General features: G+C 66.4%; 21 protein-coding genes and 1 pseudogene. 21 read left to right on the top strand and 1 reads right to left on the bottom strand.

Annotated features, from left to right (window positions below; genetic code table 11):
• Positions 1-101: 101 nt before the first annotated feature.
• The 19 genes and pseudogenes from S2M10_RS16425 to S2M10_RS16340 form a co-directional block, all read left to right on the top strand.
• A pseudogene (locus tag S2M10_RS16425) lies at positions 102-1904 on the top strand (strawberry notch C-terminal domain-containing protein); the annotation flags it as partial.
• Positions 1904-2938, top strand: a complete 1035-nt coding sequence (locus S2M10_RS16420) for a toprim domain-containing protein (RefSeq protein WP_099503665.1) — start codon at positions 1904-1906, stop codon at positions 2936-2938. The pseudogene S2M10_RS16425 and the gene S2M10_RS16420, both read left to right, overlap by 1 nt.
• Before the next feature lie 309 nt (positions 2939-3247).
• Positions 3248-4171 carry a DUF2493 domain-containing protein gene (locus S2M10_RS16415; RefSeq protein ID WP_099504010.1) on the top strand — a complete coding sequence of 308 codons (924 nt, stop codon included), beginning with the start codon at positions 3248-3250 and terminating at the stop codon, positions 4169-4171.
• A 139-nt stretch (positions 4172-4310) separates the two neighbouring features.
• Positions 4311-4829 carry a hypothetical protein gene (locus S2M10_RS16410; RefSeq protein ID WP_247650863.1) on the top strand — a complete coding sequence of 173 codons (519 nt, stop codon included), beginning with the start codon at positions 4311-4313 and terminating at the stop codon, positions 4827-4829.
• Positions 4830-5047: 218 nt separating this feature from the next.
• Complete coding sequence (locus S2M10_RS16405; RefSeq protein WP_162894760.1) at positions 5048-5212, top strand: hypothetical protein; 165 nt, start codon at positions 5048-5050, stop codon at positions 5210-5212.
• A 141-nt stretch (positions 5213-5353) separates the two neighbouring features.
• On the top strand, positions 5354-5797 hold the full coding sequence (locus S2M10_RS16400; protein WP_099503667.1) for a hypothetical protein: 444 nt from the start codon (positions 5354-5356) through the stop codon (positions 5795-5797).
• Positions 5798-6360: 563 nt separating this feature from the next.
• A complete protein-coding gene (locus S2M10_RS16395) occupies positions 6361-6687 on the top strand; it encodes a DUF736 domain-containing protein (protein WP_099503669.1) in 327 nt (108 codons plus the stop codon).
• Positions 6688-6877: 190 nt separating this feature from the next.
• Positions 6878-7120 carry a helix-turn-helix transcriptional regulator gene (locus tag S2M10_RS16390; RefSeq protein WP_024021493.1) on the top strand — a complete coding sequence of 81 codons (243 nt, stop codon included), beginning with the start codon at positions 6878-6880 and terminating at the stop codon, positions 7118-7120.
• 120 nt (positions 7121-7240) lie between these two features.
• Positions 7241-7504 carry a DUF2285 domain-containing protein gene (locus S2M10_RS22770; protein WP_099503671.1) on the top strand — a complete coding sequence of 88 codons (264 nt, stop codon included), beginning with the start codon at positions 7241-7243 and terminating at the stop codon, positions 7502-7504.
• A gap of 118 nt (positions 7505-7622) precedes the next feature.
• Positions 7623-7907 (top strand): DUF6499 domain-containing protein, encoded by a 285-nt coding sequence (locus S2M10_RS22765; protein WP_246842050.1) that lies wholly within the window; start codon positions 7623-7625, stop codon positions 7905-7907.
• A gap of 154 nt (positions 7908-8061) precedes the next feature.
• Complete coding sequence (locus S2M10_RS22760) at positions 8062-8388, top strand: DUF2285 domain-containing protein (RefSeq protein WP_210408505.1); 327 nt, start codon at positions 8062-8064, stop codon at positions 8386-8388.
• 126 nt (positions 8389-8514) lie between these two features.
• Positions 8515-8796 (top strand): helix-turn-helix domain-containing protein, encoded by a 282-nt coding sequence (locus tag S2M10_RS16375; RefSeq protein ID WP_099503675.1) that lies wholly within the window; start codon positions 8515-8517, stop codon positions 8794-8796.
• An 8-nt stretch (positions 8797-8804) separates the two neighbouring features.
• Positions 8805-9689, top strand: a complete 885-nt coding sequence (locus S2M10_RS16370; protein ID WP_099503677.1) for a replication initiator protein A — start codon at positions 8805-8807, stop codon at positions 9687-9689.
• A 208-nt stretch (positions 9690-9897) separates the two neighbouring features.
• Entirely contained in the window at positions 9898-10536 is a 639-nt protein-coding gene (gene parA / locus S2M10_RS16365) for a ParA family partition ATPase (protein ID WP_099503679.1), read from the top strand.
• Complete coding sequence (locus tag S2M10_RS16360) at positions 10533-10787, top strand: hypothetical protein (protein ID WP_099503680.1); 255 nt, start codon at positions 10533-10535, stop codon at positions 10785-10787. The genes parA and S2M10_RS16360 overlap by 4 nt, the downstream gene beginning before the upstream one ends.
• On the top strand, positions 10784-11305 hold the full coding sequence (locus S2M10_RS16355) for a DUF2840 domain-containing protein (protein ID WP_099503682.1): 522 nt from the start codon (positions 10784-10786) through the stop codon (positions 11303-11305). Before S2M10_RS16360 ends, S2M10_RS16355 begins: the two co-directional genes overlap by 4 nt.
• Positions 11302-11847, top strand: a complete 546-nt coding sequence (locus tag S2M10_RS16350; RefSeq protein ID WP_099503684.1) for a S26 family signal peptidase — start codon at positions 11302-11304, stop codon at positions 11845-11847. Before S2M10_RS16355 ends, S2M10_RS16350 begins: the two co-directional genes overlap by 4 nt.
• Positions 11848-11893: 46 nt before the next feature.
• Entirely contained in the window at positions 11894-12241 is a 348-nt protein-coding gene (locus tag S2M10_RS16345) for a DUF736 domain-containing protein (RefSeq protein WP_099503686.1), read from the top strand.
• Between the two features lie 2 nt (positions 12242-12243).
• Positions 12244-13005 (top strand): lytic transglycosylase domain-containing protein, encoded by a 762-nt coding sequence (locus S2M10_RS16340; protein WP_099503688.1) that lies wholly within the window; start codon positions 12244-12246, stop codon positions 13003-13005.
• A 69-nt stretch (positions 13006-13074) separates the two neighbouring features.
• On the opposite strand, the gene S2M10_RS16335 is transcribed toward S2M10_RS16340, so the two are convergent.
• Complete coding sequence (locus tag S2M10_RS16335; protein ID WP_168193640.1) at positions 13075-13251, bottom strand: hypothetical protein; 177 nt, start codon at positions 13249-13251, stop codon at positions 13075-13077.
• Between S2M10_RS16335 and S2M10_RS16330 the strand changes: the two genes are divergently transcribed.
• Together S2M10_RS16330 and S2M10_RS16325 are read left to right on the top strand one after the other, a co-directional pair.
• A complete protein-coding gene (locus S2M10_RS16330; protein WP_099504014.1) occupies positions 13250-14989 on the top strand; it encodes a VirD2 family relaxase/mobilization nuclease in 1740 nt (579 codons plus the stop codon). The two genes, S2M10_RS16335 and S2M10_RS16330, sit on opposite strands and share 2 nt — an antisense overlap.
• A 25-nt stretch (positions 14990-15014) precedes the next feature.
• The gene (locus tag S2M10_RS16325; protein ID WP_099503690.1) at positions 15015-17000 is read left to right on the top strand and encodes a conjugal transfer protein TraG; all 1986 of its coding nucleotides are present in this window, start codon (positions 15015-15017) and stop codon (positions 16998-17000) included.
• Position 17001: the final 1 nt, after the last annotated feature.

Here is a 17001-nt window from a genome sequence, read left to right as displayed (position 1 = left end):
GCGGGCCTGACCCGTCTTCGAACACTCCCTCTAACCCGCATATTATCTGGAGTGAAATCATGGAAAACCGAAGGAAACCTGCGTCTCTCGCCGCCACGCTCGACATAAACTGCGACTGCAAAGAATACGTCCTCGACTACCTCGCCCATTCCTTCCCGGTACAGCTCTACGAGCCGTTTTCCGACAGCGAGGGCAACCTGTCGTCGCGGCCGGTCTACCGGGACGGCCAGCCGGTCGAGAGCCGGGATGCCGTCGCTCGCCGCGATGAGCTGATCGAGCGCCTCGCATCCTTGGAGCCCGTGCCCGGAGCCCTCGACCAGATCGTCCAGCGGTTCGGCACGGACGTGGTCGCCGAGGTGACCGGCCGCTCGCGGCGCGTGGTTCGCAAAGGCGACCGCCTTACGGTCGAGAACCGGGCGGGATCGGCCAACCTCTCCGAGGCGGCCGCGTTCATGGACGACGACAAGCGCGTCCTCGTCTTCTCCGATGCCGGCGGGACGGGTCGCAGCTACCACGCTGACCTTGCCGCCCGGAACCAGCGCCTGCGCATCCACTATCTCCTGGAGCCCGGCTGGAAGGCTGACGCGGCGATCCAGGGGCTCGGCCGCACCAACCGTACAAACCAGGCGCAGCCGCCGCTCTTCCGGCCGATCGCGACTGACGTGAAGGCCGAGAAGCGTTTCCTTTCGACCATCGCGCGCCGGCTCGACACGCTCGGCGCCATCACGCGCGGCCAGCGCCAGACCGGCGGTCAGGGTCTGTTCCGGTCCGAGGACAATCTCGAATCCCACTATGCGCGCGACGCGCTGCGCCAGCTCTACCTGCTGCTCGTGCGCGGCAAGGTCGAGGGCTGCTCGCTCGATCGCTTCGAGTCCGCCACCGGCCTGAAGCTGATGGACGACAACGGCATCAAGGATGAGTTGCCGCCGATCACGACCTTCCTCAACCGGCTGCTGGCGCTGACCATCGAGTTGCAGGGTATCCTCTTCACCGCGTTCGAGCAGCTTCTGACGGCGAAGATCGAGGGCGCGATCCGCAGCGGTCACTATGACGTCGGGCTGGAGACGTTGCAGGCCGAGAGCTTCGTGGTCACCGACAGCCAGGTCATCCACGTCCATCCCGGCACCGGCGCCGAGACGCGGCTGCTCACCATCACACGCCGGGAGCGCAATCGCCCGATCTCACTCGCCGATGCACTGGGCCATCTCGCCGATCCTCGCGCGCGCCCGCTGGTGAACGGTCGCTCGGGGCGCTCCGCCGTGCAGATGCCGGCGCCGTCGATGATGCTCGACGATGGCGAGATCGAACGCCGCGTCTGCCTGATCCGGCCGATGGAGCAGCATTATGCGCCACTGCGCATGATGGACGAAAGCCATTGGGAGGAAGCTGATCGCGCTCGCTTCGCCGCGGCATGGCAAGCGGAGCTTGCCGACATCCCGGAGTTCTCCGACAGCACGATCCACATCGTCGCTGGCCTGCTGCTGCCGATCTGGAAGCGCCTGCCGGACGAGTCGACGCGGGTGTATCGGCTCCAGACCGACGCGGGCGAGCGCATCATCGGCCGCCGGGTCTCGCCGGCCTGGGCCGCCAACGCCGCCTCGCAGGGGGCGAGCACGCTGACGCCGGAACATGCCTTCGCCGCGCTGATGGAGGGCAGTACGGTCCTCGATCTCGCCGAGGGCCTCCAGCTTCGCCGCGCCCGCGTCATGAGCGCCTATCGCCTGGAGCTGACCGGCTTCACCGAGGCGATGCGCGAGCGGCTGCGGGCCTATGGCCTGTTCAGCGAGATCATCTCGTGGAAGCTCCGCTTCTTCGTACCGGCCGACGCCAGCGGCGTGAGCATCCTCACCAAGCTACTCGACACCTATCCGGTGGCGCGCATCTCCGAACGGGAGGCCGCGTGATGTCGCGTCGCGATGCTTCCGATCTCGCGCAGCGTCTCGGCCGGCAGGCCGAGGCGGTGTGTCGCCATTACCTCTCCAGCGGGCGGCGCGAGGGCCGCTACTGGCTGGTCGGCGACGTGCGCAACACGCCCGGTCGCTCGATGTATGTGCGGCTCAAGGACTCTCCGAAAGGTCCGGCCGGCAAATGGACCGACGCCGCGACCGGCGAGCATGGCGATCTTCTCGACGTGATCCGGGAGAGCTGCGGCCTCATCGACTTCAAGGACGTCGCCGACGAGGCACGGACCTTCCTCAGCATGCCCGCATCCACGCCGATGCCGGCGAACCCACGTCAGGCGCCAGCGCCGCACGGATCGCCCGAGGCAGCCCGCCGCCTGATCGGCATGTCGCAGCCGATCACCGGCACGCTCGTACAATCGTACTTACGCGAACGCGGCATTACGGATTTACGCGGAACCGGAAACCTGCGCTTCCACCCGCGCTGCTATTATCGGCCCGACGAGCATTCTCCGACCGAGACCTGGCCGGCGATGATCGCAGCCGTCACCGACCTCCGCGACAGGATCACCGGAGCGCATCGGACCTGGCTCGACCCGCGACGCCGCGACAAGGCGCCACTCGACACGCCGAGGCGGGCGATGGGCGATCTTCTCGGCAACGCGGTGCGCTTCGGCACGGGCGGCGAAGTCATGGCGGCCGGCGAAGGCATCGAGACCGTACTGTCGGTCAGGCAGGTCTTGCCCGACATGCCGATGCTGGCGGCGCTCTCCGCAGCCCATCTCGCCGCCATCCTGTTCCCGGACACGCTGCGGCGGCTCTACGTCCTGCGCGACGACGATCCGGCCGGTGACGGTGCGCGCGACAGCCTGGTCGAACGGGCGAACGCGGCCGGCATCGAGGCGATCGTCATCTCGCCCCAGCTCGGCGACTTCAACGAGGATCTCCGCACCCTCGGCATCGACGCGCTCAGAAGCCAGACCCGGATGCAGATCGGGCCGCAGGACGTGGTGCGTTTCATGGCGCTAGTGGCATAGCCGGCAGGCAGGAAGGCGGCGGCGGTGCCGTCAGGCCCGTCCGGATGCCCCATACCGTCTGAGAGGACCGCGCCTCGGCCTTCGAGAGGGCGATCGGCCCACAGTCGGGCCGGCCCGGCAATGGCGGCGGCCGACTATTTTCCGGCGGCGCGTGCCGCGCCTTTCCATCGCGAGGCAAAATAGCCGGCCTTCGCCATCCTCCGCTGACGCTCCTGCCCTTCGCTGCGCTCCGGGTGCAGAGCCGTCCCGCCGATGGGCTTCGTCGCCATGAAGGCCGCGACGGTCGCGGTCCTACCGACGGAGCATCCCATGGACGACCACGACGACTTCGAACCCCACCACGAATCCTCACCCACCGACCACGTCCTCAACGAATTGCAGCTCCACGGCTACCGGCCCTTCGCCGACGAACCGGACCAGCGGCTTCTTCCGGACGGAAACGCAGTCGCGGGCGCCGTCGCCGACATCTTCGACGCGCTGATCGTCACGCTGGAGGACACACGCCTCGAACCCGACCTCGACGATCTCCTCTGGTCGACCGTCAACGTCTTCCATCGCGCCACCGAACGGATCGCACGCGAGCTCGACGATAACGAGCAGGCCCAGAAGCGCTCGCAGCGGGAACAGGACGGCAGCGAGGTGAAATCGGTCGAACTCGAGCGCCAGATCGCCGAGGGCATGACTCTCATCGAGCGCCAAGCCGCCTTCGAGCTCATGCGCGACCAGGCCGCCGAGCACTACGAGCGCCACGTCGGCAAGCCCTGGCTCCCGCGCAGCGGATCGAAGGTCAACCATCGCAATCTCACCTCGGCAATGATCGACAGCCGCGATTTCCTTATGGCGAAGAAGCGTGCCGAACAGGAAGTCCTTCTTCCTCCCGGCCCGAAGATCGTCGTCACCGGCGGGCTCGACTTCAACGATCACCCGCTGATCTGGGCCAAGCTCGACCAGGTGCACGAGAAGCACCCCGACATGGTCCTCGTTCACGGCAAGTCGCCGAAGGGCGCGGAGAAGATCGCCTCGCTCTGGGCGAAGAACCGCAACGTGCCGCAGATCGGCTTCGCGCCCGACTGGACGAAGCACGGCCGCGCAGCGCCCTTCAAGCGCAACGACGAGATGCTGGAGATCGTGCCGAAGGGCGTGATGCACTTCCCGGGCACGGGCATCAACGACAACCTCGCCGACAAGGCCAAGAAGCTCGGCATCCCGGTCTGGAAGTTCGGCGGCGCGTGAGCGCCGTCAGACTTCGCAATACTTGCCGATCGCGAGTATTATTGCGCGCCGGAATATCAGAAAGGAGACGCCGCTGAATCTCGACCTGGACCTTCCGCCGCGCTCAGAACCACTCATCATTCCCTGGCCATCGCCGGGAATGCCCGGTGGATTCCTTCAATTCAACGATCCCGAGACTTGGCGGAAATTCATCGTCAGCCTCGGCATCGACGAGCGCATCCCGGACGTCGTGCGCGCGAAGTTCGCACGAGCGCAGACGCTCTACCTCCTGGGCTGGGTCGACCTCGACGTGCTGAAAGCCGGCGAGCTTGCGGCGCTGATCGCCCTCGAACTCGCCACGATGGACCGATATGGCGACAAGATTCCGAAGAAGAGCCGCCCCTTCGCGGCGTTGCTGAAGCATATGGTCGACGTCGACGGCCTGACCGACGCGCACATCCCGATGACCGTCCGCACCGGCGGCACCGCGATCGGCTTCGTCACCGGCGACGCGAAGCCCAGCCTCAGCCAGCGGCGCAACGGCATGGCGCATGGCGATCCCTTCGACGGACTGCCGGTCGGCGGGCTGCTCGAGCTGGTTCGCGACCTTATCAACTATGCCTACCGGGACTTCATCGCCAACGCACCGGCATGGCGAATGCAGGTGCTTCCCGACTGACGGGACAGGACCGGCTCGCGGCGCCGAGCACCACACCCGCTTCTCTGCGCTGATCCTTGGTCAGACTGGCCGCTTGGTGCCATCAACCCGTAAAGGGTCGGCTATGCGAGCATGCCGCCGCTGCGGCTGCGCCTGCGCGGTGATTGCAGCGACCAGTCCGACACTTCGGGCGCCTGTCAGCGGGGGATGGTCCTCCGCTCGAAACAGGAGCCGGGTCGATGTCCCTCAAGCAAGCACATGCCTTCGCCTTCAGCCTCGCCACCTCGCTGATGGCCGCCATCGTCATCTTCCAGGCCGGCGACGGCACGCATTCCGTGATGCCCGCCAGCGAGTACGACGGCGACACCGCCGCGATTGTCCATGAGATCGATCCTTTCGCCTGACCGGGGCAACCCGGTCCGCCGAAGCGGAAATCCGCCGCGATTTCCGCTCCCGGCGCAGTCGACCTTCAGCTATAGTGCGGTCGCGCCGTGGTGGTGGTGGCAGGCGCAACCGTCAGACCTTTTGGCACGGAGGCCACCACTATGATCATCCTCGCTATACTCGCATCCCTCGCAGCAATAGGCCTGCTTTGCTGGCTGTTGTTCACGCTGGCCGTCTTCGCGCTGCCGGCCTTCGTCGGCTTCGCCGCAGGAGCCTGGGCCCACGGCACCGGCGCCGGCATTCCCGGCGCGATCCTGGTCGGCCTCGTCGCCGCGGCCGTCACCTTCGCGGTCGGCCAGCTCCTCATCACCTTCGCGCGGCCGATGTGGCTGAAGCTCTGCGTCGCCGTCATCTTCGTCGCGCCCGCCGCCGTCGCGGGCTTCCACGCCACCCATGGCATCGTGAAGCACCTGATGCCGTCGGACGCTTGGCAGATCACATTCTCCGTCGTCGGGGCCATCGCTGTCGGCATCACGGCCTTCGTCCGGGTCGCGGGAATGGCCACGGCCAGCGGCCCCACCGGCCGGGACCTCGCGCGGGCCTGACGTCACGCATGTCGTCATGGTGCGGGCCAGCGCGATGATCGAAGCGGCGATCCCCGTCAGGAGAATGGGCGGTTGCGGGGCTTGGAAAGCGGATCGTCGTTCGGCCCTGAGAGCGACCCACGGCGGGCGCAGGCGAAGCGTCAGCCGTCGTAGCGAGAACCGAGATCCGTTGATGCGGGGACGTCCGCCGGAGGCAGGCCGGGTCAGGATGCCGTGATCGGCCCAGACAAAGGACGACAGCTCGCCGGTGAGGTTCGTGGCGATGTCATCTTGGCGGCAGCGGCGGGCCGCCATCTCTTCCTTTCTGTCCGTCACGCGACCGCTCCAAACGGCCTCTCCAATGGCCTGATCTGGCCGAAGGCCGGCTTCGCCTCGATCGCCTATGACGCAACAGCCGCGTCAAACTTTCTTCCCCTGCCGGCTGCGCCGTCATTCCTCGCGAGACAAGAAAGCCCTCCTTAGCTGTCAGGCCCCTTCGGGGTGCGCCGTCGATCGCCTCCGGCCAACCGATCGCCATCGAGGCCGCAATGGTGCGGCTCGGGAACGGAAAACGGAGACTTACAATGGCGACCATCGGCACCTTCAAGAAGAGCGGCTCGAACGAGTTCACCGGCGACATCGTCACCCTCAGCGTCCAGGCCAAGAACGTACGCATCGTCCCCGACCAGCGCGCCACCGGCGAGAACGCTCCCAGCCACCGGGTCCTGGTCGGCCGCGCCGAGATCGGCGCCGCCTGGTCCAAGCGCTCCAACGAGGGCCGCGACTATCTGGGCCTCAAGCTCGACGATCCGAGCTTCAACGCACCGATCTACGCCAACCTGTTCGACGACGAAGGCGAAGACACCTTCTCGCTGATCTGGTCCCGCCCCAACGGGCGGCGCGGCGACTGAGGCTCCGCGCAAGGCCCCGGCCGGAAGGTCGGGGCCTTCGGTTGTGACAGCCAGGCGACCGAATCAGTCGCCGCGTTTTTGGATCGCACCGAGCCCTCGCAGGCACTTCTTGCTAGAAAATCACGCCGAGAACGACTATTATAGTCGTAGTTTTGGCGTGCGCGTAGGTCCGTATGGGAGGTGATCATGCATGATCACCGCCCGACAGTTTCGGGCCGCACGCGCGTTGCTGGGTTGGACACAGGAGACGCTCGCTGACAAGGCCCGGGTCTCATTGACTGCGCTCAAGCGCCTCGAATCCACCAGTGGTCTCGAGGTCTTTGAGAGTACGCGCGATGAGGTACGAAGGGCCTTCGAACGCGCCGGCATCGTCTTCCTGAACTCCGATCAGGGCAAGGGAGTGCTACTCGTCGATGCAAAGAAGGAAACCTGACGTTCGACACCTCGCCGCGTTGGCTCAACCTCCCGCAGCCGGGCCTTGCGTCATCCTTCCGATAAAATCATCGTTAACAATTCCCTCCGGATTGGATACATCTCGCGATCGGGGGATGTTGTGACCAAAGACGACTTTCTTGATCAGCCGCCGTCCGGGGCAGCGCTCACGGCCTATGACCACGCACATCTGAAGCTCTACGTCCGGCTGCTCGACGCCGAGAGTGAGGGCGCGGATTGGCGTGAGGTCGTCGCGGTGCTGTTCAATCTCGATGCGGGCGCCGATCCGGAGCGCGCCTTGCACGTCTACACCAGCCATCTCGACCGCGCGAAATGGATGACGAAAAGCGGCTTCTGCGAGCTTCTTCAGTGTCGCCTTCATTAAGGTGATGCGCAAACCGCATCACGTCGCGCCCACTTCGTCCTTCCCCCGCCTCGTTCAACCGGGAATCGTATCTGCCGCATAACTCGCGTTGCACGAATTTGCGCAGAGGCAGAGAAGGATGTCCGAAGATGAAGATTGGCGGTCCGAGGCCGCCTATGACTACATCGATAAGTTGACCCCCGGCGATCTTGCTTGGGAGTTCTTGCGTCGTAACCCCGATTATCGGAACGCATACCGTGACTTGGTAGCCACCGGGCGCCTTACCGAAGCTATCGCTCAGGAATTCGCTGAACGATGGGGGTTGCGATTTCGTCGCCGACCCTCGCAACTCGGCGCTAATCCAGCCGATCTTCTGGACCCCGCAAACCGATCCCGCGACACTTCCGTTCACCGTCGGACCTAACCCGGCGAGACATCTCCGCCTCCGCGTTGAGGATCTTCACGCCCACGCCATCATCGAGCATGATCCTGGTCTGATCCGGCTCGTACTGCGCGGCGAACCCCACGACGTCGCCCTGATCGGCGTTGATGATGCCCGCCCTCTTGGCGCGTTCATCATGTTCGATGAACTGACACCCGACCGGCTGACCGCGGTTGAACGCCTCTGGCACGCTATGTTCGGCAAGCGCGTGCCGCCCGATCCACGCCTGACGCCACAAAGACGTCAGCGCGCCCGCCAGATGTTGCGCGCCATCGACGCGCGCGCGAGCGGCGCCATCTACCGCACCGTCGCGGAGCATCTCTTCCCCCAGCACAAGATCGATGCAGCATCCTGGGTCGGCGACCCGATCCGGGAGATCACCATCCGTCTTGCCCGCGACGGCATGAAGCTCGTTCGCGGCGGCTATCGGACATTGCTGCGTCGCCCACGCCGGGATCGCTGATACCCGCTCGCGTGTCGATTTTAGCATCTTACTTCGACATCGTCCGGGGCGCCGTCTTCGCGCCACCGTGCTCGCAACCCGCCGCTTATTCGCAGCGGCCACCCGCGAGACCACGGAGGTTCGATCATGGCCGAAAAAGCCGCCAATCTACCGCCACGATACCTGAGAACGCAGGAGGCAGCCCGCTTCCTCGGGCTTTCCGAGCGCACCCTCGAAAAGCATCGCACCTACGGGACCGGCCCGACCTACCGCAAACTCGGCGGCCGCGTCGTCTATTCCGTTGACGACCTTCAAGCCTGGGCTGATCGCGGTCTCGTCACCTCGACCTCCGATCCGCGCGGCGGCACCGTTCTTCCGGCCAAGCGCCAGGCCGTCTCCCCTGCGGTCGCCGAACGTTTCCCGCGCTGAGTCCGGGCATGTCGGCGCGCCATCACAGCAGCGAACGCGAGCAGCTCGATCTCTTCCGGGCGCTGCCCGGCGATCTCGCGCTGCGCGATGCGCAGGACCTGATGGCGTACCCGTTCTTCGCGCTCGGCAAGTCCAAGCGGGTGGCGCCTATCGACTTCAAAACCGGCTCCATCGTCATCCGTGTCGAAGCCGTCCCCGAGCACGGCATGGCCACCATCTGGGATGCCGACGTGCTGATCTGGGCGGCCTCCCAGATCGTCGAGGCACGAGACCACGGATTGCGCCCATCGCGTCTGATGGCGACCACGCCCTACGAGATTCTTCAGTTCATCGGCCGCGGCGTCAGCCTGCGGGACTATGAGCGGCTGAAGGCCGCGCTCGACCGACTTCAGTCGACCACCATCGCGACGTCGATCCGCCAGCCGACGGAGCGGCGGCTGCACCGCTTCTCCTGGATCAACGAGTGGAAAGAGCGCGCCGACGGCAAAGGCCGCCCGCTCGGCCTCGAGCTGATCGTGCCGGACTGGTTCTACGCCGCCGTGCTCGACGACGCGCTCGTACTGACGATCGACCGCAATTATTTCGGCCTGACGGGCGGCCTGGAGCGCTGGCTCTATCGCCTCGTGCGCAAGCACGGCGGCAAGCAGGAATTCGGCTGGAGCTTCGATTTTCCGCATCTCCACGCCAAGTCCGGCTCGCTCTCGCCGCTCAAGCATTTCGCCTACGACCTGCGGGACATCGTCCGCCGGCAGCCTCTGCCGGGCTACCGCCTGACCATCGAGCAGGGCCTCGGCGGACCGGAAATCCTCTCCTTCGTGCCGACCGACCCGGATGCCCTCGGCATCCCGCGCCGTCGTCGCCGGAGCAACTCTCGCCCTGGGGATAAGCTGTGAATCGTCTCGTGCTATCAGGGACCGGCACTATCGTGCCATCGGGGACCGGACTCTCGTGCTATCGGGGACCGGAATCATCGATTCCTCGCGGTGAATCAGTAGCTTGCGAGCCCTCTAACTTATCTAACTTAGATTCCTACGGAATCTTTCTAACGCGACCGCGTTTTTCGGCCGCTGTGGACGAGTCCCCGATCGCCGGGAGATCGTCATGATCGTCGCGCTGCTCAACCAGAAGGGCGGCGTCGGCAAGACCACGCTCGCCCTGCACCTTGCTGGCGAATGGGCTCGCCGTGGACAGCGCGTCACGCTGATCGACGCCGATCCGCAAGGGTCTGCGCTCGACTGGTCCCAGCAACGCAGCCGGGAGGGGCTGGAGCGGTTGTTCGGTGTCGTCGGCCTGGCCCGCGACACGCTCCACCGAGAAGCGCCGGAACTGGCCCGCAACGCCGACCATGTCGTGATCGACGGCCCGCCCCGTGTCGCCGGGCTGATGCGCTCGGCGCTGCTCGCCGCCGATCTCGTGCTGATCCCGGTGCAGCCATCGCCGCTCGATGGCTGGGCCTCCGCCGAAATGCTCGCGCTGCTCGGCGAGGCGCGCATCTATCGCCCGCAGCTCGCCGCACGCTTCGTGCTGAACCGCTGCGCGGCCCGCACGGTTCTGGCCCGCGAGACCGCCGAGACGCTGGCGGATCACGACCCGCCCTTGCTCTCGACGACGATCGGCCAGCGCATCGTCTTCGCCGATGTCGTTCAGACCGGCCGGCTCGCCGCCGAGCAGGACGAGAATTGCCCTGGCGCGCGCGAGATCGCCGCGCTCGCAGCGGAAGTCGCGAGGATCGGCGCATGAGCGAACGGTCCCCGAAGCGCAGTTTTGCGGCGCGTCCGGCCGATCCCGAAGACTGGATCAAGGCGCCCGAACGCCATGCCTCCCGCAGTCAGCCCGCCGAGGACTTCTCGGCCCGGCTGACGATCGACGTCACCGCCGACATGCGCGGCCGCATCAAGATCGCCGCCTTTCAGCGCGGCCAGACCGTCGCCGACATGCTGCGTGCGCTGTTCGAGCGCGAGTTTCCACCCCCGTCAGGAGAAGGACAATGACCGGCCTTGTCGCCGTGCCAAAACGCGTCGGCCGTGCTGCCGACGAGCTGCCGCCCGAAGCGTTCACCCAGGTCGAACTCGTCTGGATCGAGAAGCACACGGAGTACTGGGTCCGCTTCGGCCGCGAGCGGCGCGAGCAGATCCTCGACCGCCGCCGTCGCATCCTCTTCTTCCCTCCCGGCAGCGTCTTCGCGCTCGTGCGCTGGGCGGCCAACGAGCACGGCACTGTCCTCTCGCGGCTCGACATCCTGCGCACGGTCGAGCGCAACGCAGCGTGCCAGACCGTTCCGACGGTCGCGCCCGGCGCAGAGGTTCTGCTGCATGTCGATGGCTGGCCGAAGGTCGAGCGCGTGCTCCAGCTCATCGACGCCATCGAGGCGCGCGGCATCGACCCGATCGACGTTTCGCCGGACCATTGGCGCCACGTCCACAACCGGATGACCGTCGGCGAAACGCCACGCGCTTATGGCCTTCGGCAGCATCGCGCATTTCTCCTGCGCCGGGAGATCGGCGCATGACCCGGCTCTCCTATGCCATCGTCACGACAGTGGCCGTGTCGCTTCTCGGCATCGCCTCCGTGGCATCGTTCGCGCCGAAGCTGATCTGGAACGCGTCCGCCAGCACGCCCGTCGGCTTCTACACGATAGAAGAACCCGGCCCGGTCGCCGTGACCGATCTGGTCGCGGTGGATGCCCCCGAGCCACTCGCCACTTTCCTGTCCGACGGCGGCTACCTGCCGCGCGGCGTGCCGCTGTTGAAGCGCGTCGCCGCGCTACCGGGACAGCGGGTCTGCCGGTCCGGGCTCGCCATCACGGTCGACGGTGTACCGATGGGTGAAGCCCTTGATCGCGATCGTCGCGGTCGCCCGCTCCCGATCTGGCAGGGCTGCCGGTTGGTCGCGAACGGCGAACTGTTCCTGATGAACTGGCAGGTCCGCGACAGCCTCGACGGCCGCTATTTCGGCCCGCTTCCGGCCACCGCCGTGATCGGCCGGGCCACCCCCCTCTACACCGACGAGGACGGCGATGGCCGCTTCGTCTGGCGCGCGCCGACGCGGTGACGGCCCGCCCATGACCCTGCCCACCGCAATCTGAAGGAGACGACCCATGCCCGTGATCGGTCAATTCATGCGCGAAAATGATGGCTTCATCGGCCACCTGACGACGCTGTCCTTGCATCAGGACATCATCATCGTCGCGGCCGAACCGTCCGATGCCGAGAACGCGCCGGACTACCGCGTCCATGTGCTTGACACCATAAGCAACGAGACCGGCGCGGAGATCGGCGCGGGCTGGAAGCGCACCGGCGAGAAGGCCGGCGAATACGTCTCGCTGCAGCTCGACGATCCGACCTTCGAACATCCGATCCGCGCCAATCTGTTCCAGTCGGCCGACGACAAGTCCGCCTGGGGCCTGCACTGGAATCGCCCGCCGAAGCGCGGCGAGCGGGACTAACGATGCCCGCCGCGCGCCGTCAGCCTGCCGTCGGAGGGAGGATCACCCTCCGACGTGCAGCCCTCCTTCTCCTTTCCGGCCTGATCCTCGCCGCGCCGGGGGCGAGCCCGGCCGGAGCACAGCAGGCGTCCGCCGAGCGGCCGTCGCGCAGTGATCCCTATGGTGCTTTTATCACCGAGGCGGCGCAGCGGTTCGGCGTCCCGGAAGCGTGGATTCGCGCCGTCATGCGCGTCGAAAGCGCCGGCGACGTGCGCGCCATCTCGTCGGCCGGGGCGATGGGCCTGATGCAGATCATGCCCGCCACATGGGCCGAACTGCGCGTTCGCCATCGACTCGGCAGCAACCCCTACGATCCTCGCGACAACATCCTGGCGGGCGCCGCGTATCTGCGCGACATGCACGATCGCTACGGATCGCCCGGTTTCCTGGCGGCCTACAACGCCGGACCGGGCCGTTACGAAGAGTATCTCGCCGGTCGCCCATTGCCGGCCGAGACGCGCGCCTATGTCACGACGCTCGCCCCAATTGTCGGCGGCGGAGAACTCGCCGGCCCAGTCGTGGTGGCGGCTGCCGATCCGCTCGCCTGGACGCGGGCGCCGCTCTTCGTCGTGCAGTCGGCCGGCAGCGGACCTGCCGCGCCAACGCAGTCCGAAGGCGCGCCCGGTAACAGCACGGCGTCTGCACCGGAGCGCGATCAAGGCCCGGCGGCTTCGCGCACCGATGGCCTTTTCGTCGCGCGCAATGTCGCCGGTGGCCCGCAATGACCGCGTTCGCACCCGTTCGCATTGTGGCGTGGTCTGGCGGGCAAATGGCGGTCCGGAGAGGAGGAGCAGTCAGCACAACCGCACGATGGCGAGATAAAAGCGCGCGAGGTGCGGCTTGGTGCGGTCGTGTTTTTTCAGGGACTTATGGCGCATTTGCGCGAGGTGCGCCTGATCGGCGCAGCCTGCGCTCTCGCGTTTTATTGAGGAATTTCCTTGGCTTTGCGCGATGTGCGGGGCCTTGGCCATGAGCGGAGAGGACGATTTCCGCATTCGCCCTGGCCGCATCCGCTCGACCCGGGCTCAAGCTGCGCGGCCCTTTATCGCGCAGGCGCTGGCAGCCGCGCAGCGAGCCGGTGGACGCGTCTCGCGCTCCGGCCAGATCAGCAAGGGCAATCGCTCGCGGTTTGGACGCGGACAGCGCGCGACCGTGCAGGCCAATCGGCTGCTCACGAGCCGATCGCGAAACACGGTCATCAAGACACGCGTCGTCCGTCATAGCGCGCGGGCTGCGCCGCTCTCCACCCACCTCAGCTATCTCCGCCGCGAGGGCGTCACCCGGGATGGGGAGAAGGCCCACCTGTTTGGTGCCGAGACCGAGGACTCCGATCCGAAGGCCTTCGCCGAGCGCACCCAGGACGATCGGCATCACTTCCGGTTCATCGTCTCACCAGAGGACGCGACCGAGATGAGCGACCTCAAGACCTATGCCCGCGAACTGATGGGGCAGATGGAGAAGGACCTGGGCACGAAGCTCGACTGGGTCGGCGTCGATCACTGGAACACCGACAACCCGCATGTCCATATCATCCTGCGGGGACGGACTGACGACGGCCAGGACCTCGTCATCTCCCGCGACTACATCAAGGAAGGCATGCGCGCCCGCGCGCAGGACCTCGTCACCCAGGAGCTGGGACCGCGCACCGATCACGAGATCCGCCGCAACCTGGGGCGTCAGGTCGAGGCGGAACGCTGGACCGATCTCGATCGCCAGATTGCCCGCGATAGCTATCGCACCGGCGTCGCCGACCTCGCCCCACATCCCGATCGGCAGCCAGACGAATTCCACGCGCTGAAGGTCGGTCGGCTGCGCAAGCTGGAGACACTCGGCCTCGCCGATCAGGTCGGTCCCGGCCAATGGGTCGTATCGGAGAATGCCGAGAAGACGCTGCGCGCGCTCGGCGAGCGTGGCGACATCATCAAGCGCATCCACCGCGGCCTGACTGAACGCGGCATCGAACGCGGCGCCGCGAGCTATGTGCTCGCCGGCGAGAGCATCGACGATCCGGTCATCGGCCGGCTGGTCGACCGCGGCCTCGATGACGAGCTGAAGGGCACGGCCTATGCCGTAGTCGACGGCACCGACGGGCGCACCCACCACATCAAGCTCGCCGATCTCGACGCCGCCGGCGACAGCGCACCGGGTTCGATCGTCGAGCTGCGCAAGTTCGACGACGCGCAGGGCCGCCGGCGTGTCGCGCTCGCCGTTCGCTCGGATCTCGATATTGAGCGGCAGGTCCATGCGACCGGCGCCACCTGGCTCGACCGGCAGGCGATCGCCCGCGAGCCGGTAGCCCTTGGCGGTGGCGGCTTCGGCGCGGAGGTGCGCCAAGCGATGGACCGACGTGCCGAGCATCTCGTTGGCCAGGGCCTCGCCGAGCGGCAGACGCGCGGCGTCAGCTTCTCGCCGGGCCTCATCGAAACCTTGCGCCAGCGCGAGGTCGAAGCGCTCGGCGAAAAGCTCGCGGCCGAAACCGGGCGTCCGTTCACCAAGGCCGGATCGGGCGAGTATGTGGCGGGCACCTACCGCCAGCGCTTCGCGCTCGCCTCGGGCCGCTTCGCCATGATCGACGACGGCCTCGGGTTCCAGCTCGTGCCCTGGTCGCCCTCCCTCGAACGGCAGCACGGTCAGCACGTCTCGGGCGTCTCGCGCGGCCCCGGCGGCGTCGACTGGAGCTTCGGCCGCAATCGCGGCCTCGGCATGTAACCCAACTAAGAAAGGAGTGCCCGCCATGTCGGCGACGAAGATCCTCTGGGGCCAGATCCTCACCGTCTTCCTGATCGTGCTGATGACGACCTGGGGCGCGACGCAATGGACGGCCTATCGTCTTGGCTTCCAGCCTCAGCTCGGCCAGCCCTGGTTCGAGCTCGTCGGATGGCCGATCTACTATCCGCCGGCCTTCTTCTGGTGGTGGTATTTCTATGACGCCTATGCCCCGCCGATCTTCGTCGAGGGCGCCTATATCGCAGCGTCCGGCGGGTTCATCTCCATCGCCGTCGCCATCGGCATGTCCGTGTGGCGGGCACGCGAAGCGAAGAATGTGGAGACCTACGGCTCAGCCCGCTGGGCGCGGCCTGAAGAGGTGAAGGCCGCCGGCCTCCTCGGTCCAGACGGCGTCGTGCTCGGCAGGCATGAGCGCGAGTATCTTCGCCACGACGGCCCGGAGCATGTGCTGTGCTTCGCGCCGACACGTTCCGGCAAGGGCGTGGGCCTGGTCGTGCCGTCGCTCCTGACCTGGCCGGGCTCGGCGATCGTTCACGACATCAAGGGCGAGAACTGGACCCTGACCGCCGGCTACCGCGCCCGGCACGGCCGCGTGCTGCTGTTCGATCCCACAAACGCGAAGTCGGCGGCCTACAATCCGCTGCTCGAGGTGCGCCGCGGCGAATGGGAAGTCCGTGACGTGCAGAACATCGCCGACATTTTGGTTGACCCGGAAGGCTCGCTCGAGAAGCGGAACCACTGGGAGAAGACGTCGCACGCGCTTCTGGTCGGCGCGATCCTGCACGTCCTCTATGCCGAGGCCGACAAGACATTGGCGGGTGTCGCGGCCTTCCTGTCCGATCCGAAGCGGCCGATCGAATCGACGCTCGCGGCGATGATGAAGACCGCCCATCTCGGCGAGGCCGGGCCTCATCCGGTGATCGCCAGCGCGGCTCGTGAACTGCTCAACAAGTCGGACAACGAGCGGTCGGGCGTGCTGTCGACCGCGATGTCCTTTCTCGGTCTGTATCGCGATCCGGTGGTCGCGGAAGTAACCCGCCGCTGCGACTGGCGCATCGCTGACGTGGTCGGCGGCAAGCGTCCGACGACGCTCTACCTCGTGGTCCCGCCATCCGACATCAATCGGACCAAGCCACTGATCCGCCTAATCTTGAATCAGGTTGGACGCCGGTTGACGGAGGACTTGCAGGCTAAGGGCAACCGGCACCGCCTGCTGCTCATGCTCGATGAGTTTCCCGCGCTCGGCCGCCTCGACTTCTTCGAGAGCGCGCTCGCTTTCATGGCCGGTTACGGCCTCAAGGCCTTCCTCATCGCGCAATCGCTGAATCAGATCGAGAAGGCCTACGGCCCTAACAACTCAATTTTGGACAATTGCCATGTCCGCGTGAGCTTCGCGACCAATGACGAGCGCACGGCCAAACGCGTTTCGGATGCCCTCGGCACCGCGACCGAGATGAAGGCGATGAAAAACTATGCTGGCCACCGGCTATCGCCCTGGCTCGGCCACTTGATGGTATCGCGCTCGGAGACCGCCCGACAGTTGCTGACGCCCGGCGAGATCATGCAGCTCCCGCCCTCCGACGAGATCGTCATGGTCGCCGGCATTCCGCCGATCCGGGCGAAGAAGGCCCGCTACTACGAGGATCGCAGATTTCAGGAACGCATCCTCACGCCGCCCACACTCACCAAGCCGGCGAGCGCAATGACCGACGACTGGAGCACGCTCGCCATACCGGCGGCTCCCAAGCTGAGCACGGTCATCGCAGTGCAGGACGGGTCCGATGACGATCCGACGGATTCCGAACGCCGGCATCAACCCGAACTGAGCCGGACCCAGGCCGTCGAGCGAAAGCCGGTGCTCGAAAATGAATTCGAGATCGATCCCCGTGACGATGTCGACGAGGATGCCGCACGCCTGAGCCGCATGACGCAGACGATGCGCCAAGTCGCCCGCCAAGCCTCGCTCGATCCGGGCGACGGTATCGAACTTTAGG

This window comes from Sphingomonas sp. S2M10 (assembly GCF_012650175.1).
In the GTDB taxonomy this organism is placed as follows: domain Bacteria; phylum Pseudomonadota; class Alphaproteobacteria; order Sphingomonadales; family Sphingomonadaceae; genus Sphingomonas.
The sequence above is the reverse complement of the archived record's forward strand: the minus strand, read 5'-3'. Positions and strand labels throughout refer to the sequence as shown.